The 14,198-nt window shown below is 57.5% G+C and carries 17 protein-coding genes; 8 read left to right on the forward strand and 9 right to left on the reverse strand.

The features are described from left to right. The first annotated feature begins 27 nt into the window (after positions 1 to 27). Together pdxH and ADIMK_RS06105 are read left to right on the forward strand one after the other, a co-directional pair. Positions 28 to 678, forward strand: coding sequence for a pyridoxamine 5'-phosphate oxidase (gene pdxH / locus ADIMK_RS06100; RefSeq protein ID WP_036184957.1), 651 nt, complete (start codon positions 28 to 30; stop codon positions 676 to 678). 28 nt (positions 679 to 706) lie between these two features. After that, positions 707 to 1,174, forward strand: coding sequence for an FKBP-type peptidyl-prolyl cis-trans isomerase (locus tag ADIMK_RS06105; protein WP_036184959.1), 468 nt, complete (start codon positions 707 to 709; stop codon positions 1,172 to 1,174). Between the two features lie 59 nt (positions 1,175 to 1,233). Here the strand turns inward: ADIMK_RS06105 and ADIMK_RS06110 are convergent, their stop codons facing one another. Next, positions 1,234 to 1,494 carry a hypothetical protein gene (locus ADIMK_RS06110; protein ID WP_036184961.1) on the reverse strand — a complete coding sequence of 87 codons (261 nt, stop codon included), beginning with the start codon at positions 1,492 to 1,494 and terminating at the stop codon, positions 1,234 to 1,236. 405 nt (positions 1,495 to 1,899) lie between these two features. Between ADIMK_RS06110 and ADIMK_RS06115 the strand changes: the two genes are divergently transcribed. After that, on the forward strand, positions 1,900 to 2,157 hold the full coding sequence (locus ADIMK_RS06115; protein ID WP_036184963.1) for an FmdB family zinc ribbon protein: 258 nt from the start codon (positions 1,900 to 1,902) through the stop codon (positions 2,155 to 2,157). Here the strand turns inward: ADIMK_RS06115 and ADIMK_RS06120 are convergent. Then, positions 2,154 to 2,354: a hypothetical protein gene (locus ADIMK_RS06120; RefSeq protein ID WP_036184965.1), complete on the reverse strand. Its 201-nt coding sequence runs from the start codon at positions 2,352 to 2,354 to the stop codon at positions 2,154 to 2,156. The two genes, ADIMK_RS06115 and ADIMK_RS06120, sit on opposite strands and share 4 nt — an antisense overlap. A 187-nt stretch (positions 2,355 to 2,541) precedes the next feature. On the opposite strand from ADIMK_RS06120, the gene ADIMK_RS21930 reads away from it, so the two are divergent. Next, on the forward strand, positions 2,542 to 2,685 hold the full coding sequence (locus ADIMK_RS21930; RefSeq protein WP_156042815.1) for a hypothetical protein: 144 nt from the start codon (positions 2,542 to 2,544) through the stop codon (positions 2,683 to 2,685). A 79-nt stretch (positions 2,686 to 2,764) separates the two neighbouring features. Here the strand turns inward: ADIMK_RS21930 and ADIMK_RS06125 are convergent, their stop codons facing one another. After that, positions 2,765 to 5,434 (reverse strand): DUF2339 domain-containing protein, encoded by a 2,670-nt coding sequence (locus ADIMK_RS06125; RefSeq protein WP_051692542.1) that lies wholly within the window; start codon positions 5,432 to 5,434, stop codon positions 2,765 to 2,767. 192 nt (positions 5,435 to 5,626) lie between these two features. Here ADIMK_RS06125 and ADIMK_RS06130 point away from each other — a divergent pair, with 192 nt between their 5' ends. Then, the gene (locus tag ADIMK_RS06130) at positions 5,627 to 6,034 is read left to right on the forward strand and encodes a DNA-J related domain-containing protein (RefSeq protein WP_051692544.1); all 408 of its coding nucleotides are present in this window, start codon (positions 5,627 to 5,629) and stop codon (positions 6,032 to 6,034) included. A gap of 24 nt (positions 6,035 to 6,058) precedes the next feature. Here ADIMK_RS06130 and ADIMK_RS06135 read toward each other — a convergent pair whose 3' ends face one another. The 5 genes from ADIMK_RS06135 to ADIMK_RS06155 all read right to left on the reverse strand — a co-directional run bounded on the left by ADIMK_RS06135 (position 6,059) and on the right by ADIMK_RS06155 (position 9,128). Then, positions 6,059 to 6,508, reverse strand: a complete 450-nt coding sequence (locus ADIMK_RS06135) for a YaiI/YqxD family protein (protein WP_036184967.1) — start codon at positions 6,506 to 6,508, stop codon at positions 6,059 to 6,061. 61 nt (positions 6,509 to 6,569) lie between these two features. Then, entirely contained in the window at positions 6,570 to 7,097 is a 528-nt protein-coding gene (locus ADIMK_RS06140) for a DUF3750 domain-containing protein (protein ID WP_036184969.1), read from the reverse strand. A gap of 77 nt (positions 7,098 to 7,174) precedes the next feature. Next, positions 7,175 to 7,534, reverse strand: coding sequence for a ribbon-helix-helix domain-containing protein (locus ADIMK_RS06145; protein ID WP_036184971.1), 360 nt, complete (start codon positions 7,532 to 7,534; stop codon positions 7,175 to 7,177). 99 nt (positions 7,535 to 7,633) lie between these two features. Continuing rightward, the gene (locus ADIMK_RS06150) at positions 7,634 to 8,200 is read right to left on the reverse strand and encodes a DJ-1/PfpI family protein (RefSeq protein ID WP_036184973.1); all 567 of its coding nucleotides are present in this window, start codon (positions 8,198 to 8,200) and stop codon (positions 7,634 to 7,636) included. Between the two features lie 88 nt (positions 8,201 to 8,288). Continuing rightward, the gene (locus ADIMK_RS06155; RefSeq protein WP_081849682.1) at positions 8,289 to 9,128 is read right to left on the reverse strand and encodes a TSUP family transporter; all 840 of its coding nucleotides are present in this window, start codon (positions 9,126 to 9,128) and stop codon (positions 8,289 to 8,291) included. 231 nt (positions 9,129 to 9,359) lie between these two features. Here ADIMK_RS06155 and ADIMK_RS06160 point away from each other — a divergent pair, with 231 nt between their 5' ends. Continuing rightward, positions 9,360 to 10,688, forward strand: a complete 1,329-nt coding sequence (locus ADIMK_RS06160) for a sulfite oxidase (RefSeq protein ID WP_036184975.1) — start codon at positions 9,360 to 9,362, stop codon at positions 10,686 to 10,688. A gap of 10 nt (positions 10,689 to 10,698) precedes the next feature. Further along, positions 10,699 to 11,064 (forward strand): hypothetical protein, encoded by a 366-nt coding sequence (locus tag ADIMK_RS06165; RefSeq protein WP_036184978.1) that lies wholly within the window; start codon positions 10,699 to 10,701, stop codon positions 11,062 to 11,064. Positions 11,065 to 11,101: 37 nt separating this feature from the next. Here the strand turns inward: ADIMK_RS06165 and ADIMK_RS06170 are convergent, their stop codons facing one another. Beyond that, on the reverse strand, positions 11,102 to 12,283 hold the full coding sequence (locus tag ADIMK_RS06170; protein ID WP_036185347.1) for an acetylornithine transaminase: 1,182 nt from the start codon (positions 12,281 to 12,283) through the stop codon (positions 11,102 to 11,104). A 335-nt stretch (positions 12,284 to 12,618) separates the two neighbouring features. On the opposite strand from ADIMK_RS06170, the gene ADIMK_RS21250 reads away from it, so the two are divergent. Beyond that, entirely contained in the window at positions 12,619 to 14,079 is a 1,461-nt protein-coding gene (locus tag ADIMK_RS21250) for a C13 family peptidase (protein ID WP_051692549.1), read from the forward strand. Positions 14,080 to 14,198 lie beyond the last annotated feature (119 nt).

Consider the following 14,198-nt stretch of genomic DNA (forward strand, 5'->3'; position numbering starts at 1 on the left):
CTTTGAAGTTTCACACAGGAGAGCACAATGGCAAATCAGAATCGCGATGTTAGCGCACTGAGACGTGAATATGTGGCCAGTGGGCTGCATAAGTCTGAACTCAACTCTGACCCGTTCGAGCAGTTTCAGACCTGGTTCGATCAGGCGCTTGAGGCTCATCCTGACGACGCAACCTCGATGACGCTGGCGACTGCGGATAGCGAGGGTCGTCCTGCGGCTCGCATCGTGCTCCTAAAACAGTTTGACCGCCACGGCTACTGTTGGTTTACCGACTTCCGCAGCGAAAAGGGGCAGCATCTGGCCCAGAATCCGTACGCCGAAATTCTGTTCTACTGGTATGGACTGGAGCGCCAGGTCCGCATCCGCGGTCCTGTCGAACAGCTGGACTACAACACCGGTGCCCATTACTTCAACGAGCGTCCGGTCGGTAGTCGCATCAGCGCCGCAATCTCCCACCAGAGCGCACCGATCGACAGCCGTACAACGCTGGAAAGCGCAGTGGCTCAGATGAGAGAGGAGCACGCCGATGGTAATATTGTCTGTCCCGAAACCTGGGGCGGGTATCGCTTGATCCCCGAGCGTTTCGAATTCTGGCAGGGGCGCGAAAATCGACTGCATGACCGGTTCAGCTATGAACTGCATGATGGACAGTGGCAGATCATTCGTCTGCAGCCCTGATCGCTTTATTAAATAGAGTTTTAAACCGATGAAAATCACCCGCGATTGCGCCGTACATTTCCGCTACAACCTGGCTCCTGTGGGCGAGCCGCTGGAGGCGCCTGGCGAGGAAGAGCCGTTACTGAGTTATCTGCATGGACATCAGCAGATTATTCCGGGTCTGGAACAGGCGCTGGACGGGCGCGAGGCCGGCGATCGCTTTGAAGTGGAACTGGCGCCTGAGCTGGCCTACGGCGAGCGTGATGACAGTCGGGTAGAAAAGGTCGAGCGCGAAGCCTTCGCAGGAATGAAGGATCTTCGCGCAGGCCTGTTGGTACAGGTTAACGATGAGTCGGGCAAACCTGCCCTGGCACGGGTTATCAAGCTTGATAACCGGGAAGTGGAGCTGGATATGAACCACCCCTATGCCGGTGTGACGCTGGCGTTCAGTGTCGAAGTCGTTGACGTCCGCGAAGCCACGGAGCAGGAGCGTTCCGCAGGCCGCATAGCCGACTGAGCCAACGGCTCAGGGCAACCCCTTCACAGAAGGCCTGGGCGACGGTTATCGACCGTTGCTCAGGACACTTTTTCGCGCCATTTCAGATCGCCGATCTGAACATTCAACCATTCAAACCCGATTCTTTTGGCCACGGCCGCCGCGCCGTCCAGGCTCTTGAACTCTCGTTCCCCTTTTGACCGCTGAAGGTTCAGCACGACGACTTCGTTGTCTCGAGTGACGAATTTTAACGTCCAGCCTCGTGACATCGAGATTGGAATCGCCTGACAGGATTCGAACACCCCCGCCTTGAATAGAAGCTTGATTTCACGTTCCTGCATCTTGAATTTCCTTTTTTGATTCATCGTTATTCTGTTATTGATAATTCTACAAAATATATTGATGTATCGCAAATTTAATACGGCATTTTTTCATTTCCAAGCAATTGATTTAAAAGGGTTTTTATATTTTCAGAAGGGGTGTGTTTGTGAATGCTTTTGATTTTTTAAGTTGTTGAAAGATAAGGGTTTTTCGGAAGGTGGTTTTTATATCGATTTGGATCAAGAAGTGTGGTCATTAGATTTCAATATTCTAAAAACCATATTTTGAATCATCAATAAGTGTTTTTTGAAGATTCTTTGTCGATTGGTGCTTGGTGGAGCGTGAAGGGTGGGTGAAACCTAAGGGCTTGTCGATGGGCTGGGGCGCGCTATTATTGCCGCATAACCAGTGGCTGCGAGGTGGCTATGCCGACATATGACTATTTCTGCCCGAGCAATGGGCAGGTGCTGGAAGTGCGTCACTCAATGAGCGAACGGGTGGGAACCTGGGCGGAACTGTGTCAGTTGGCTGAGGTCGAGCCGGGCGACACGGCGCTGGATGCGCCGGTCGAGAGGCTGGCCAATGGCGGCCAAATCGTTAACAGGAGCAGCCTGGGAGACAAGCTGTCACCCTGTCAGACGGGAGCACCTTGCTGCGGTGCTCGTGCCTGTGGGTTGAACTAGTTCTCTTTCTTGACTTCGAGTCGGGTGCGCAACGCTTTCTCGACTCGATCCAGATGCTCCCGCATCTCCTTGACCGCGCCATCGCTTTCGCCGAATTCCGGCGTGTATTTGAACATGTCGAGCATCTCGACCAGAAAACGCTCTTCGTTCATCTGCTTGAGTTGTTCGGCGCTCCAGACTTTCATCTTGCTTGGCATCAGTGTCTCCTTGTAAGACGGCTAGGGCACGTCCGGGCGGGGGACGGGCTTTTGGTTTCCCTGTTTCAGTAATGGGCCAGGCCTATCATTTTTGCAAGGCGCTTTTTCCCGATGTCGATTGAGCTGAGTCAATATCTGCCAAAGTGAACAGCGGTACTCTTATCTCAACGTTAAAGAGAGAGAAAGGGTGAATGCTATGTTCGGTGTTGATGCTTACAGCCTGGAGGTTTTGATACCCAGCCTTGTCGGTGTTGTTGCGATGGCGGGCGTAATGGTCTGGGCGTTCGTAAAAGTGCGTAAACTGATGAATGACGAGCCGCGACACAAGTGATTGCTGTCTGATAGTCGCTGTTCCTCGTTGAAAAAGGCCCGCTGTATGCGGGCCTTTTTCTTTACCGGAGGCAGACGCGCTATTGCGCATCTGTGGGCGCTGGGTGCTTGGCGTGAAGATGCTGGTGCAGCCAGGCCAGCAACAGCAGTACCAGCCCAAGCCCCATAAATGATGCGACTCGCAGCAAACCGTCCAATCCTTCCATATCCACCATGAAAATCTTCAGGATCACCACGACCAATAGCGCCATGGCGCCTTGGTAGAGCCTGTGATTATCGCGCCGGATCGCCAGTGCCATGCCGATTGCGGCCATCGCCAGCCAGATAGCCGAATAGGTGTAGAGCTCGGGGTTCTCGGTCGGGAGCGTCAGATCAAGGGCGCCTTGCCAGAGATGGCGAATCTCAAGTGATACAAACAGCAGAAGGCTGAGTCCTGCGCCCAGCATGGCGACCTTGCGCAGGTGGGGGAGGTAGAAACGCCCCACCGCCAGCAGCAGCAACGTGGGTGCACCGTAGGCGAGCAGCAGCAGGTTCCAGATCGGCGTACTGGCAATCTGCGTATTCCCCCAAAGCGGGTTGTCGATCAGTACCACGAAGACCAGGTGGTTCAGCAGGCTCATGGCCATCAGCAGGGCTGCAAGCGTGTGGTAAAGCCCGGCAATGGTCTGGCTCAGCGATGCTCTCCAGTGATACACCAAGGCCGCGCATCCCCAGATCAGGGTGTTGATCGCCGCTTCGGTAAAACCATAGTGCTGCCCGAATATCTGACCGTCATACAACCAGTAACGCAGTTCTGTTCCCAGTGTGAGTACCAGGAGAGTAGCCCCGGCGCCTTGCAGCCAGGCCTGAAGTTTCGGTGTGCCTCGGCTCAGGTGTGCCGCTATGAAGCAGCTAAGGGTTGAGCCGCCATAGGTCCAGAGTGACCAATGCACATCGCTGGGGTAGCTGATTACCCAGGGGTTCAGGGTCAGTCGGCAACCTACCGCCAAAATCACCAGTCGGATCAGCCAGGGCAAAACCGGTTGCGGAAAACGCTGATAGATGGCGGACAGCGAAATCAATTGCAGGGCCAGCGCCAGTGTCAGAGTGGCTTCCCGGAACCAGATCACGACCGCCAGCGAGTAAGCCAGATGCGATGCAGCTATCAGCGTCAGAGTTAACGCTTTGGGTGCGCGGTGGGCGGATTCGCGGGCCAGTGCCAGATAGGCGATGCCGGCTGCCAGAGAGGCACCACCCCAGCGCCACTCATCATCGAGATCCGACAGTACCAGATAGGCGATAGTCAGCATCACCAGCGGTGTGAGACAGCCGATACTGGCCCAGATGCCCGCCAGTCGTGCTGATAGCCGGAGGTTCCACGCCGAGTAGCCGATGGCGAGCAGTGAGAGAAGAGATAGCAGGGCGATCAAGGTGTCGCGCTCGGTTGGCGAGGGCACACGCAAAGTCACGCCAAGCAGGTAGGGTGAAATGAACTGAGCCAGCAGCGCGCTGCCCAGTGCCAGCAGCGCAATGCCCGGTAGCGGCGCCAGCAGCGGCCGCTTCCCGGCGGCATGCAGCAGCATTAATGGCAGCAGCAGGTGGCTCCAGATCGATGTCAGGCCCAGAGGTTCACTGAACAGGCTGAATGCCTGCGCGCCGATGACCAGAAGCAGCGCCAACAACATGGCGTATTCGTGCGTGTCCCGATTGCGAAAGATCTGGCCGTATCCCAGATCGTCAGCCAGCTGTTCACGTCGGCTCAGCAACCAGTCCAGTTGTGGGGCTGCCAGCAGGCTCCAAGCGATACCCAGCAGATAAAGTGTGCGACTGACCTCCTCGGCCGGGGGGGACGCAAAACTCAGCAACCACCAGATCAGGGCGCCGGCGACAGCTCCGCACCAGAGCCAGAGTCGCCAGACATATCGCAGCAGCAAAAGCACGGACAGCGTGAGAATGAAGGTGTAGATCAAGGCGCCCTCGATCAGTTGGCTGCCGGTACTGACCAGTATCGGCACCAGATAACCGCCGAGCATGCCAAGCGCCGCGAGCAGAGGCCCGTGCACCAGTGCCAGCCCCAGAGTGGCCAGCGAAACCAGCGCCATGCCTGCGAAGATTGTCCCGGGCGGCACATAACTGAGCTGATGAAGTGCAGCCAGAAGCGCAGCGTAAAGAATAATGCTGGCGCCGCCGGCGAGCGCGGCAAACACATCGCTATGACCGCGTGTACGTCTGAGCCATTCGGCGGTCACATGCAGACCTGCACCGGTGAGCAGTGACAACACGATGCGTGCGCCGGGGCCAAGGAGTCCCTGCTCGATGGAGTATCTGACCATGAAAATGCCCGCAAGGCCGACGCAGGCGCCGCCGAGCCAGATCATCCAGTGTTGGCGCAGATGGCGCACGAAACCGGACCCTGCGCGGGTGCTGGCCGTGTCGGGTATCGAGGGCGGCGGGGAGGGGGTACGGGTTCCCCAGTGATCCGGTGGCTCGGGTGTTGCCGGCGGGGCCTCCCCTGTATCGACCGCCGTCGGCGGGGGCACGGATACGGCGGGCTTCACGACTGACTCCGCCTTTGTTTCTGCCGACGAGGTACTGTCGGTATTTTTCTGCGCAGTGCGTGCCAGCTGTCGAGCGAGTTGCTCTATCTGTAGCTCGACATAATTCAACCTGTCCTGCAGCTTATTCTGGCGAGAAAACGCGACAATGCCTAATAGCCCCCCAACGGCGACCGTCAGTAGCAACAGCGAAAACAGCAAGATCAAAACTTCCATGCGTTGAGTCCCTTACCCTGGTTGGCTGAAGCATAAACGAGCCCGAAGCGCTCTACCAATGCGAGGCGTGAGGATCACTGTCTATACTTGAAATGCACAGTCGCCTTGTGTGTATCGTCTCGGGTTCAGATTCGGTCTGAATCGAGGACAGATGAAAGGCCTCCGATGCGCCGGAGGGAGTGAGTAGTCGATATGATCAACCCAGTACTGCCGCAAGTTTTACATGTGCTGCGCCAGCATCCGTATGGGATCAGCGAATATCGTCTGATGAAAACGCTGGACAGCGAGCATCTGTTCGAGGAGCAGAACCGAACCGATGGCACGATGTTGCCGCTATTTCGCAAGCACTTTCTCATCATGAACGCGCTGTACGACCTGCAGGATATTCTCTGGCAGGAGGAGAACCGTGTACTCGAAATATCGCCTATGCATATCGAGCTGCACGAGCGTCAGACCGATCAACCCGCCAAGCGGGAGCCGGACTGGTATCCGTTACTGAGCGAGTACTATCTGGATTGGCAGTACTACAGTAATACCACCGAGGACGACATCGATCGGATGATGGATGATCTGAAACGAATAGCCGACCAGACTCACTGATCGGCTCACCTTGGTGCGGGCGACTTAGCTGTCGGCCTTGGCAATGAGGGTGTCGAGGTGACGGGCAAACGCATGACGGTCACTTTGGTTCAGTGCCGCAGGGCCGCCGGTTTGCACGCCACTGGATCGCATGGTTTCCAGAAAGTCGCGCATATTCAGGCGAGCACGGACGTTGTTGGCCGTGAGCAATTCGCCGCGCGGACTTAAGGCCAGTGCGCCGTTCTCGATCACTTCTGCTGCCAGCGGAATATCACTGGTGATCACCAGATCACCGGCCTCGGCGCGGCGGACAATCTCGTTGTCGGCGACATCGAAGCCCTGCTGTACCTGAATGGCACGGATGAACTTCGAGGGAGGCGTGCGCATCGGCTGGTTGGCCACCAGTGTGGTTTCAATACCGGCGCGTTCAGCGGCGCGAAAGATGATCTCTTTGATGACGACCGGGCAGGCGTCGGCGTCGACCCAGATTTTCATGTAGTGTCCCGTCGATGTTGAAAGGCGTCACTCTAGGGCAGCCGTCGTTGAAACTCCAGTCTCAATCGGCCCAGCCGGACCCGATGGCACGCCAGGGTAGACTCAGGCCGAGTTCCGGCACCTGAAGGGCTATCCAGGCTGGGAAGGTGTTGCTGTTGGGGCCGGGAAACACCCGGTATTCGTCCATCCAGGGATACTGCCGGGCGGCCGCTTGTACCTTCTCGATCAACGCGTCGACGCCGGGGCCGCGCTTATCCAGTATCAGATCGGGTTTTGCGCCATACCAGTGTCGGTCGGGCAGGTCCTGCATTGTTCTTAATACCGGCAGCCCCCGGTTCTTGCGCCAGCCGACCACCTCCATGACGGTGTAGTGCTCGGCCTTACTAGGTTTCACGGCGATCCAGGTGTGTACTGCAAACAGGCCGCGCCATCCCCAGGCGTCGGCTGCGTAGACCTGAATGATCGCTTCGGGTGTTTGTGTCGGGTCAGGGGCGATTCCCGCCGATTCCCGACTGGCGCTTTGCCAGCCGTCGGTCGAGCAGCCAAGGCTTAGAAGGCACAGGATCACAACTAGCAATGTACGGCGCACGGTTAACTCCTTGCTAAAACGTATGGCGCGATAGAGTGAGTATAAACCGTGTGTGTCGGGTCGAATGCATCACCGCTTTAAGAGGTGCTGGCGTGTGTTTCCCGCTCGTGCCTGAGGATGGATCCGGCATCCAGTGCGCGAATCGGAATATCGCTGCGCCGCGGAATCTCGCCAACCAGTTGCAGGCGAAGGTAGCGCATGGCACAGACGCGCAAAAACGAGGTGAAGTTGTTGATGTCGTGCCCGGCGTCGAGCGCTTCGTGATACAGCCGTGTGATCAACTGGGGTACGTTCATCTCATCGCGCCGGGCGATCTCCGTGAGTACAAACCAGAAGTAGTTTTCCAGACGTATGCTCGTCACCATGTCGTTGATGCGCAGGGAACGGGTGGAGCTGTCCCACAGGTTAGGATCGGCATTGATGAAGAGCTTGCACACGCGGACACCTCATTGAGATTTGCGGGTTGGTGGTTACGGGCCCGTGGGCGACCGGATCGACCCCCGACACGGGGCGATCCAGTCAAGCATAGAACATAATCAGTGACTCAGTAGTGACATGAACTGAGAAAGCCATGCCGGGTGTGCAGGCCAGGCCGGTGCCGTAACCAGATTGCCGTCGGTGATGGCATCGTCCACGGCGATATCGGCATATTCACCGCCGGACAGTTTCAACTCGGGTGCGCAGGCGGGGTAAGCAGAACAGCGACGTCCCTCCAATACCCCGGCCGCCGCCAGCAGTTGGGCGCCATGACAGATGGCGGCGACCGGTTTGTCGGCGCTGAAGAAGTGGCGCACCATCTCGATCACCTTGGGGTTCAGGCGCAGGTATTCGGGGGCACGTCCGCCCGGTATAACCAAGGCATCGTAGTCGTTGGGGTCGATCTGATCGAAGGTAGCGTTCAGGGCAAAACGGTGCCCTGGCTTTTCGGTGTAGGTCTGGTCGCCTTCAAAGTCGTGAATGGCAGTGGCGACGGTATCGCCGGCGGCCTTGTCGGGGCATACCGCATCGACCTGATGCCCGACCGCAAGCAGGGTCTGAAAAGGGACCATGGTTTCGTAATCTTCGGTGAAATCGCCCGTGATCATCAGAATCTTTTTGCTCATGACGCCTCTCCTTTTTGTTATGAGGACTGTCAAGTTGTAGCAGCTGAGGATCGATTGTGGGTATTAACCGGTTACTACGGGTCGGTAATCAGTCGATAAGCGTGATACCAAGATGGTCAAGCAGCAGCTTGGCAGACATCAGCAGTGTGACGGTGACGATGAGCGGGCGAACCAGACGGGTGCCGCGGGTGACGACAAGCCGTGCGCCGAGCTGACCGCCGATCAACTGGCCCACCGCCAGCGCAAGGCCCGCCAACCAGACGATGTGTCCACTGAAGAGAAAAAACAGTAATGAGGCGATGTTGGAAGTGAAGTTGAGCACCTTGGTGTGGGCGGTTGCGCGGGCAAGACCGAAACCCGCCAGCGTGACAAAGGCCAGCGTGAAGAAGGTGCCGGTGCCCGGACCGAAAAAGCCGTCGTAGAAGCCGATGCCGCTGGCAATGGCACCTGTGAACAGGGCGGTACTGATGCGCCGCTCCCGATCAAGGTCGCCAATGCGCGGTGAAAACGCAAAGTAGATTGCGATCAGAATCAACAACGCGGGCATGATCGCGGCGAGGATCGAGTTATCGATGTGCTGCACAAGCAGCGTGCCGGCGGCGGAGCCTATAAAAGTGCTTAGGATCATGCCGCGCATGGCGCGCAGATCTACCTGACGCTTGCGCACGAAATAGAGTGTGGCCGCAAAGGTGCCGAAACTGCCTTGCAGCTTGTTGGTCGCCAGTGCCTGAATGGGGCTTAGACCGCTGGCCAGCAGAACGGGGAGGGTGATCAGGCCACCGCCACCGGCAATAGCGTCGATGGTGCCCGCCCCCAAACCTGTCAGCAGCAGGGTGATGATCCATACCAGGTCCAGTTCCACGGCGATGCTCCATTGCGAAAAGCGGCTACTCTGGCGCCGGTTGACCGGGCGGTCAAGTGGTCCCATCGCATGTCGCGACACTGAAACACTTATTCACAGAGATAAGTAGGCGTTTCTTTATTAGATTATTTTAATATAAGGCGAGATATTTCGTTGATCGCTGCTAGTCTGAAGTCGAGATATCGACTCGGCTGGTTACACTTGAACCGGCTCCAAGGGTAATACCGATAACAAGATGCCCGGTGGACAGACGCGATGCGCACTGGAATCCGTATCCGGGCCCCAGGAGTGTTCGTTATGTCAAAGAAAGTACCGGATAAGCGCGGCCTTCATGAACTCTACGGGGAGAACCCCGAAAAGGCTGATCGCATCGTTTGGGGACGGGAGGTGGATACCGAGTCCCGGCGCGGGTTTCTCAAGAAAAGCGGGCTGGCCGCCATGACGGCAGCACTGGGTGCCGCGGCTATCCCTTATGCCGCGAAGATGCCCGGGGGCCTTATACCTGCCGCCTTCGCGCAAAGCGATCAGCCGTTCATGCTCGAGGGCAAGGATGGTCTGACACTGCTCAATGACCGCCCGATCAATGCCGAAACACCGCCTCACCTTCTCGACGATGATGTGACACCCGCCCACCGGATGTTCGTGCGCAACAACGGGATACCCCCGGCAATCAAGGATATCGACCCGGACAACTGGGAGCTGCGTATCGAGGGTGAGTCCTGCACCAATCCCCAGACCTTTTCGGTTGCAGAGTTGAAAGCCCGGTTCAAGCATTACACCTATCAGTTAACGGTGGAGTGCGGAGGCAACGGGCGCGCTGAATATGTACCGTCGGCCAGCGGTAACCAATGGACGACGGGCGCTGTGGCCTGTCCAAGTTTCACCGGTGTACGTCTGCGTGATGTGCTCGAAGCCTGCGGTATCGCCGGCGATGCGGTCTACATCGGGTATTACGGTGCTGACACCCATGTCAGCGGCGACGCCAGCAAATCGCCGATCTCACGTGGTGTCCCGATGAGCAAGGCGCTGGAGGACGAGTCGCTGATTGCCTGGGCGATGAATGGTGAAGCGATCCCCTATCTCAATGGCTATCCGTTGCGGCTTGTCTGCGGAGGCTGGCCCGGCTCTGTTTCGGGCAAATGGCTAAAAACCATTGTGATTCGTAACAAGGTGCATGATGGCGCAAAGATGGCAGCGCCCTCCTACAGCATGCCGAAATATCCGGTGGCGCCGGGCACCGAGGTGCCCAAGTCCGACTTTGTCACCATTGAGTCGATGCCGGTTAAATCACTGATCACCTTCCCCGCTTCAGGGCTTACCCAATCCAAAGGTGAGAAGCTGGTGGTACGTGGGCATGCCTGGGCGGGGGATCTCGCTGTCGAGACAGTCGAGGTATCGATCGATTTTGGCGCCACCTGGCAAAGGGTGGAGCTAAAAGCCCCGGTCAATCGGCTGGCATGGCAGCGCTGGAGTACTGTCATCGAATTCCCTGAAATCGGTTATTACGAGATATGGGCCAAGGCGACGGACGCTCAGGGCCGATCTCAACCGATGGTCGTTCCGGGATGGAATCCGAAGGGGTATCTCAATAATGCCTGTCACCGCATAGCGGTTCAGATCGTCTGAGGGGGTTGAGATGTTCACTCGAAGCCTGCGTCGGCTGCTGTTGCCGCTGGCGTTGCTGGTGCCGCTGGGCGCCTGGGCTGAAACCGACCCGGATACCGGTTTTGTAATCGCACCCGGGTGGGAGACAGTCAAAAACAACTGCACGGCCTGCCACTCCTCCAAGCTGGTGACGCAGAATGCCGGCTCCCGAAACCGTTGGCAGTATGTGATTCGCTGGATGCAGGAAACTCAGGGCCTATGGCAGTTTCCGGCCGAGACCGAAAAAACGATTCTCGACTATCTGACCGAACATTACGGGCCGAAGGAGGGCGCGCGTCGTCCGCCGTTACCGCCCTCGATGATGCCAAAAAATCCGTACAAGCAAAGCAGCGGTTAAGGCGCGGGCTCCCCGGTCAGGGGAGCCCTTATTGATCTCAGCTGTGCTGTGCCGCTGCCTGCTCAAAGAGTGGGCTGAGTATCGCCAGCATCTTGTCGATCTCAGGCACCGATACATTCAGTGCAGGCATAAAGCGCAGCGTGTGAGGCCGCGGTGCGTTCAGCAGCAGACCGGCGTCCAGTGCCTGTTTCACCAGCGCCTGTGCATCGATTGCGCCGGTATCCAGTGCCAGCAGCAGTCCGGCGCCCCGCACCTTACCTAGATTGAACCGGGTGCTGAGATGCTCAAGCCCTTGGCTCAGGTGCTGGCTCAACGCCTGTACCTGCGACAGGAAGCCTGCTGAAGTCACCGCTTCAAGCACGGCGAGCGCGGCGGCACAAACCAGAGGGTTGCCGTTGAAGGTGCCACCCTGATCACCGTATTCAAAGCAGCAGGCGTGTGCTTTTGCCATCAGTGCCGCGATCGGTACGCCTGCGCCCAAACCCTTGCCGAGGGTCACCACATCGGGCTCGATCTGGTGCTGCTGGTAGCAGAACAGACTGCCGGTACGGCCGATACCGGTCTGAACCTCGTCCAGCATCAACAGCAATCCATGTTCCTGTGTCAGCCTGCGCAGCCCCTGCAGGAACTCGTGACTGGCCGGTATTACGCCCGCCTCACCCTGAATCGGCTCCAGCATCACCGCCACTGTGTGCTCATCAATGGCGGCCTCGACCGCCTCCAGATCCCCGAACGGCACCTTGGTAAAGCCCGGCACCTTGGGGTTGAACAGTGGCTCGAACGCCGGTTTGCCCGTTGCCGACATGGTTGCCAGCGTCCGGCCATGAAAACCGTTGTGAAAGGTGATGATCTTCCAGGCGCCCTTGCGGTGTAGCTGCCCCCACTTCCGTGCGAGCTTGATCGCCCCTTCGTTGGCCTCTGCACCGCTGTTGGCAAAGAACACCTGATCCATCCCGCTCAGGTGTGTCAGGCGATTGGCCAGTTGTATGGCCTGATCGTTATAAAACGCAGGGCTTGGGTTGATCAGGCGCCGACTTTGGGTGCAGATCGCCTGTGCGACTGCTTCGGGGCAGTGGCCAAGGGTATTGACCGCCCAGCCTTGCACGAAATCGAGCCAGGCGTTGCCTGCTGCGTCATAAAGATAGCTGCCGCTACCGCTGGTGAAGGTGATATCCGGTTTGGCCGAGATCTGCATCAGGGCGCTGTGTTGCGTTTTCATATCCACTATTTGCTCCAAAAAAAAAGGCCACCGGGGATACCGGTGGCCTTCGTGATCTGTGTTGTCTGAAACAGGTCAGTACGTCAACAGTGTCTCGATCGGACAGGGGCGATCCCACAGGAATCTGTGCAGGAAGCGGTCTGTCGTCGGTTGAGTGCTGTCATGTTCATGCACAGGAGTATTTCAAATAGCGTGGCTGTTGAAAACAGGTGCGGCTAAAAAAGCAGACGATATGACCATCGTATCTCCAGATAACGGTACAAATAGGGTTACACTCACCGGAGAACAGAGTTTAGAGCACCAAAGCGAGTGTCGAGCTCCACAGGGAGAGGGTGATGAGTAAGCTGACAAGCGAACGATTACAGCGCCGTTGGCTGGATGATCTGGGCTGCAACCTGTCGTCGGGATTGCGGCTGGCGTTTTGGATGCGACTCAATGTCAGCCGTCTGAGAGTATCGCTTGGCCAACTGATTACGCTGGCCCTGTTGCTGTTCGCAGTGGATTTTATAACCGCCTATGCGCAGGTCGAGCCGCCGCGTGCGTTCAATCTTTACGGTATCGATTATCTGGCGGCGATCTACCTGTTCGATCTGCTGCTGATACTGCTCGGTGCCCGTCTTGTCGGCGCCGACACTCATCAGTTCGGCAAGCTTGTGACCGGCATGCTCGGCGCTTCGTTGCCGGTTACGCTGGTGATGCAGTGCGTCGCTTGGCTGATGCTCGGCGACTACCCATCGCCGCTGATAGCCTGGGGATACCTGGCGCTGGCATTAGCGTGGAACCTGCTAATACTGCTGCGGCTGTTGCGCGGCATCGTCGGTGCGCGTTCAGGCAGGGCTTTTGCGGCGGCACTGGTCTATACCCTTGGCTCACTGGCCGGTTTATGGCTGATTCCGAGGATCGAGCTTTGGTATACCGATTACCGATCGGAGGGTGTCGAGCAATCGCCGTTTCGCGGATTGAATGTGGAGGATATCTACTACGCCCAGCCTGCCTTGATGCACCAGCGTCTTGCCGAGCTTCGTGAGCAACGTCCCGGTGTTGTGGATCTGTATCTGTTGGCATTCGCCGGTTACGGGCCGGAAAACGTGTTCCTCAATGAGGTGGAGTACGTGCAGGAGCAGTTCGACAACCGCTATGACACCGGCGGGCGTTCCCTGATACTGGCCAATAACGTGGATGCCGTGCATCGCTATCCGCTGGCCAACCGCCATAACCTTAGCAATGCGCTGGGCGCGATCGCCGATCGGATGGACACAAACGAGGATATCCTGTTCCTGTTCATGACCTCGCATGGCAGCTCGGACCACCGCTTCTCGGTGGAGATGGGGCCTTTGCAGCTGGATGACCTGACAGCGCCGGAATTGCGCGCGGCGCTGGATGATGCCGGTATTCGCTGGCGGGTGATTCTTGTATCCAGTTGCTATTCAGGGGGCTTTATCGAGCCACTCAAAACCCCCGAAACATTGATTATCACCGCGGCCTCGGCGGACAGAACCTCATTCGGCTGCGGGTCGCAAAGTGACTTTACCTACTTTGGCACCGCCTTTTTCAAACAGGCATTGATGGAGGAGCCGCGCTTCATCGAAGCCTTCGAGCGGGCGCGAGGCTGGGTTACCGAACGGGAGGTTCAGGATGGCTTCACCCCCTCCGAACCTCAGCGTTTTGTCGGCGCGAGAATCTCGGACAAGCTCGATGCGTATTATGCCGACCCGCGGGTACAGCAGGCGCTGATAAATGCCGATGAAGAATATCGGGCGTGTCTGGCGCAATCCGATACGCTTGCGTGCAGGTGATCCAGCGTGTCACCGTTGGCGTACAGAATCAAAGTTGTACTGGTGGTCAGTTTTAATCGATGGCGGTATGCGATAGTGTTCGCGTTCGCGCACACTAAAGCTCAAAACGCTTTTCTCGC

The organism is Marinobacterium lacunae, from assembly GCF_000705555.1.
In the GTDB taxonomy this organism is placed as follows: domain Bacteria; phylum Pseudomonadota; class Gammaproteobacteria; order Pseudomonadales; family Balneatricaceae; genus Marinobacterium_D; species Marinobacterium_D lacunae.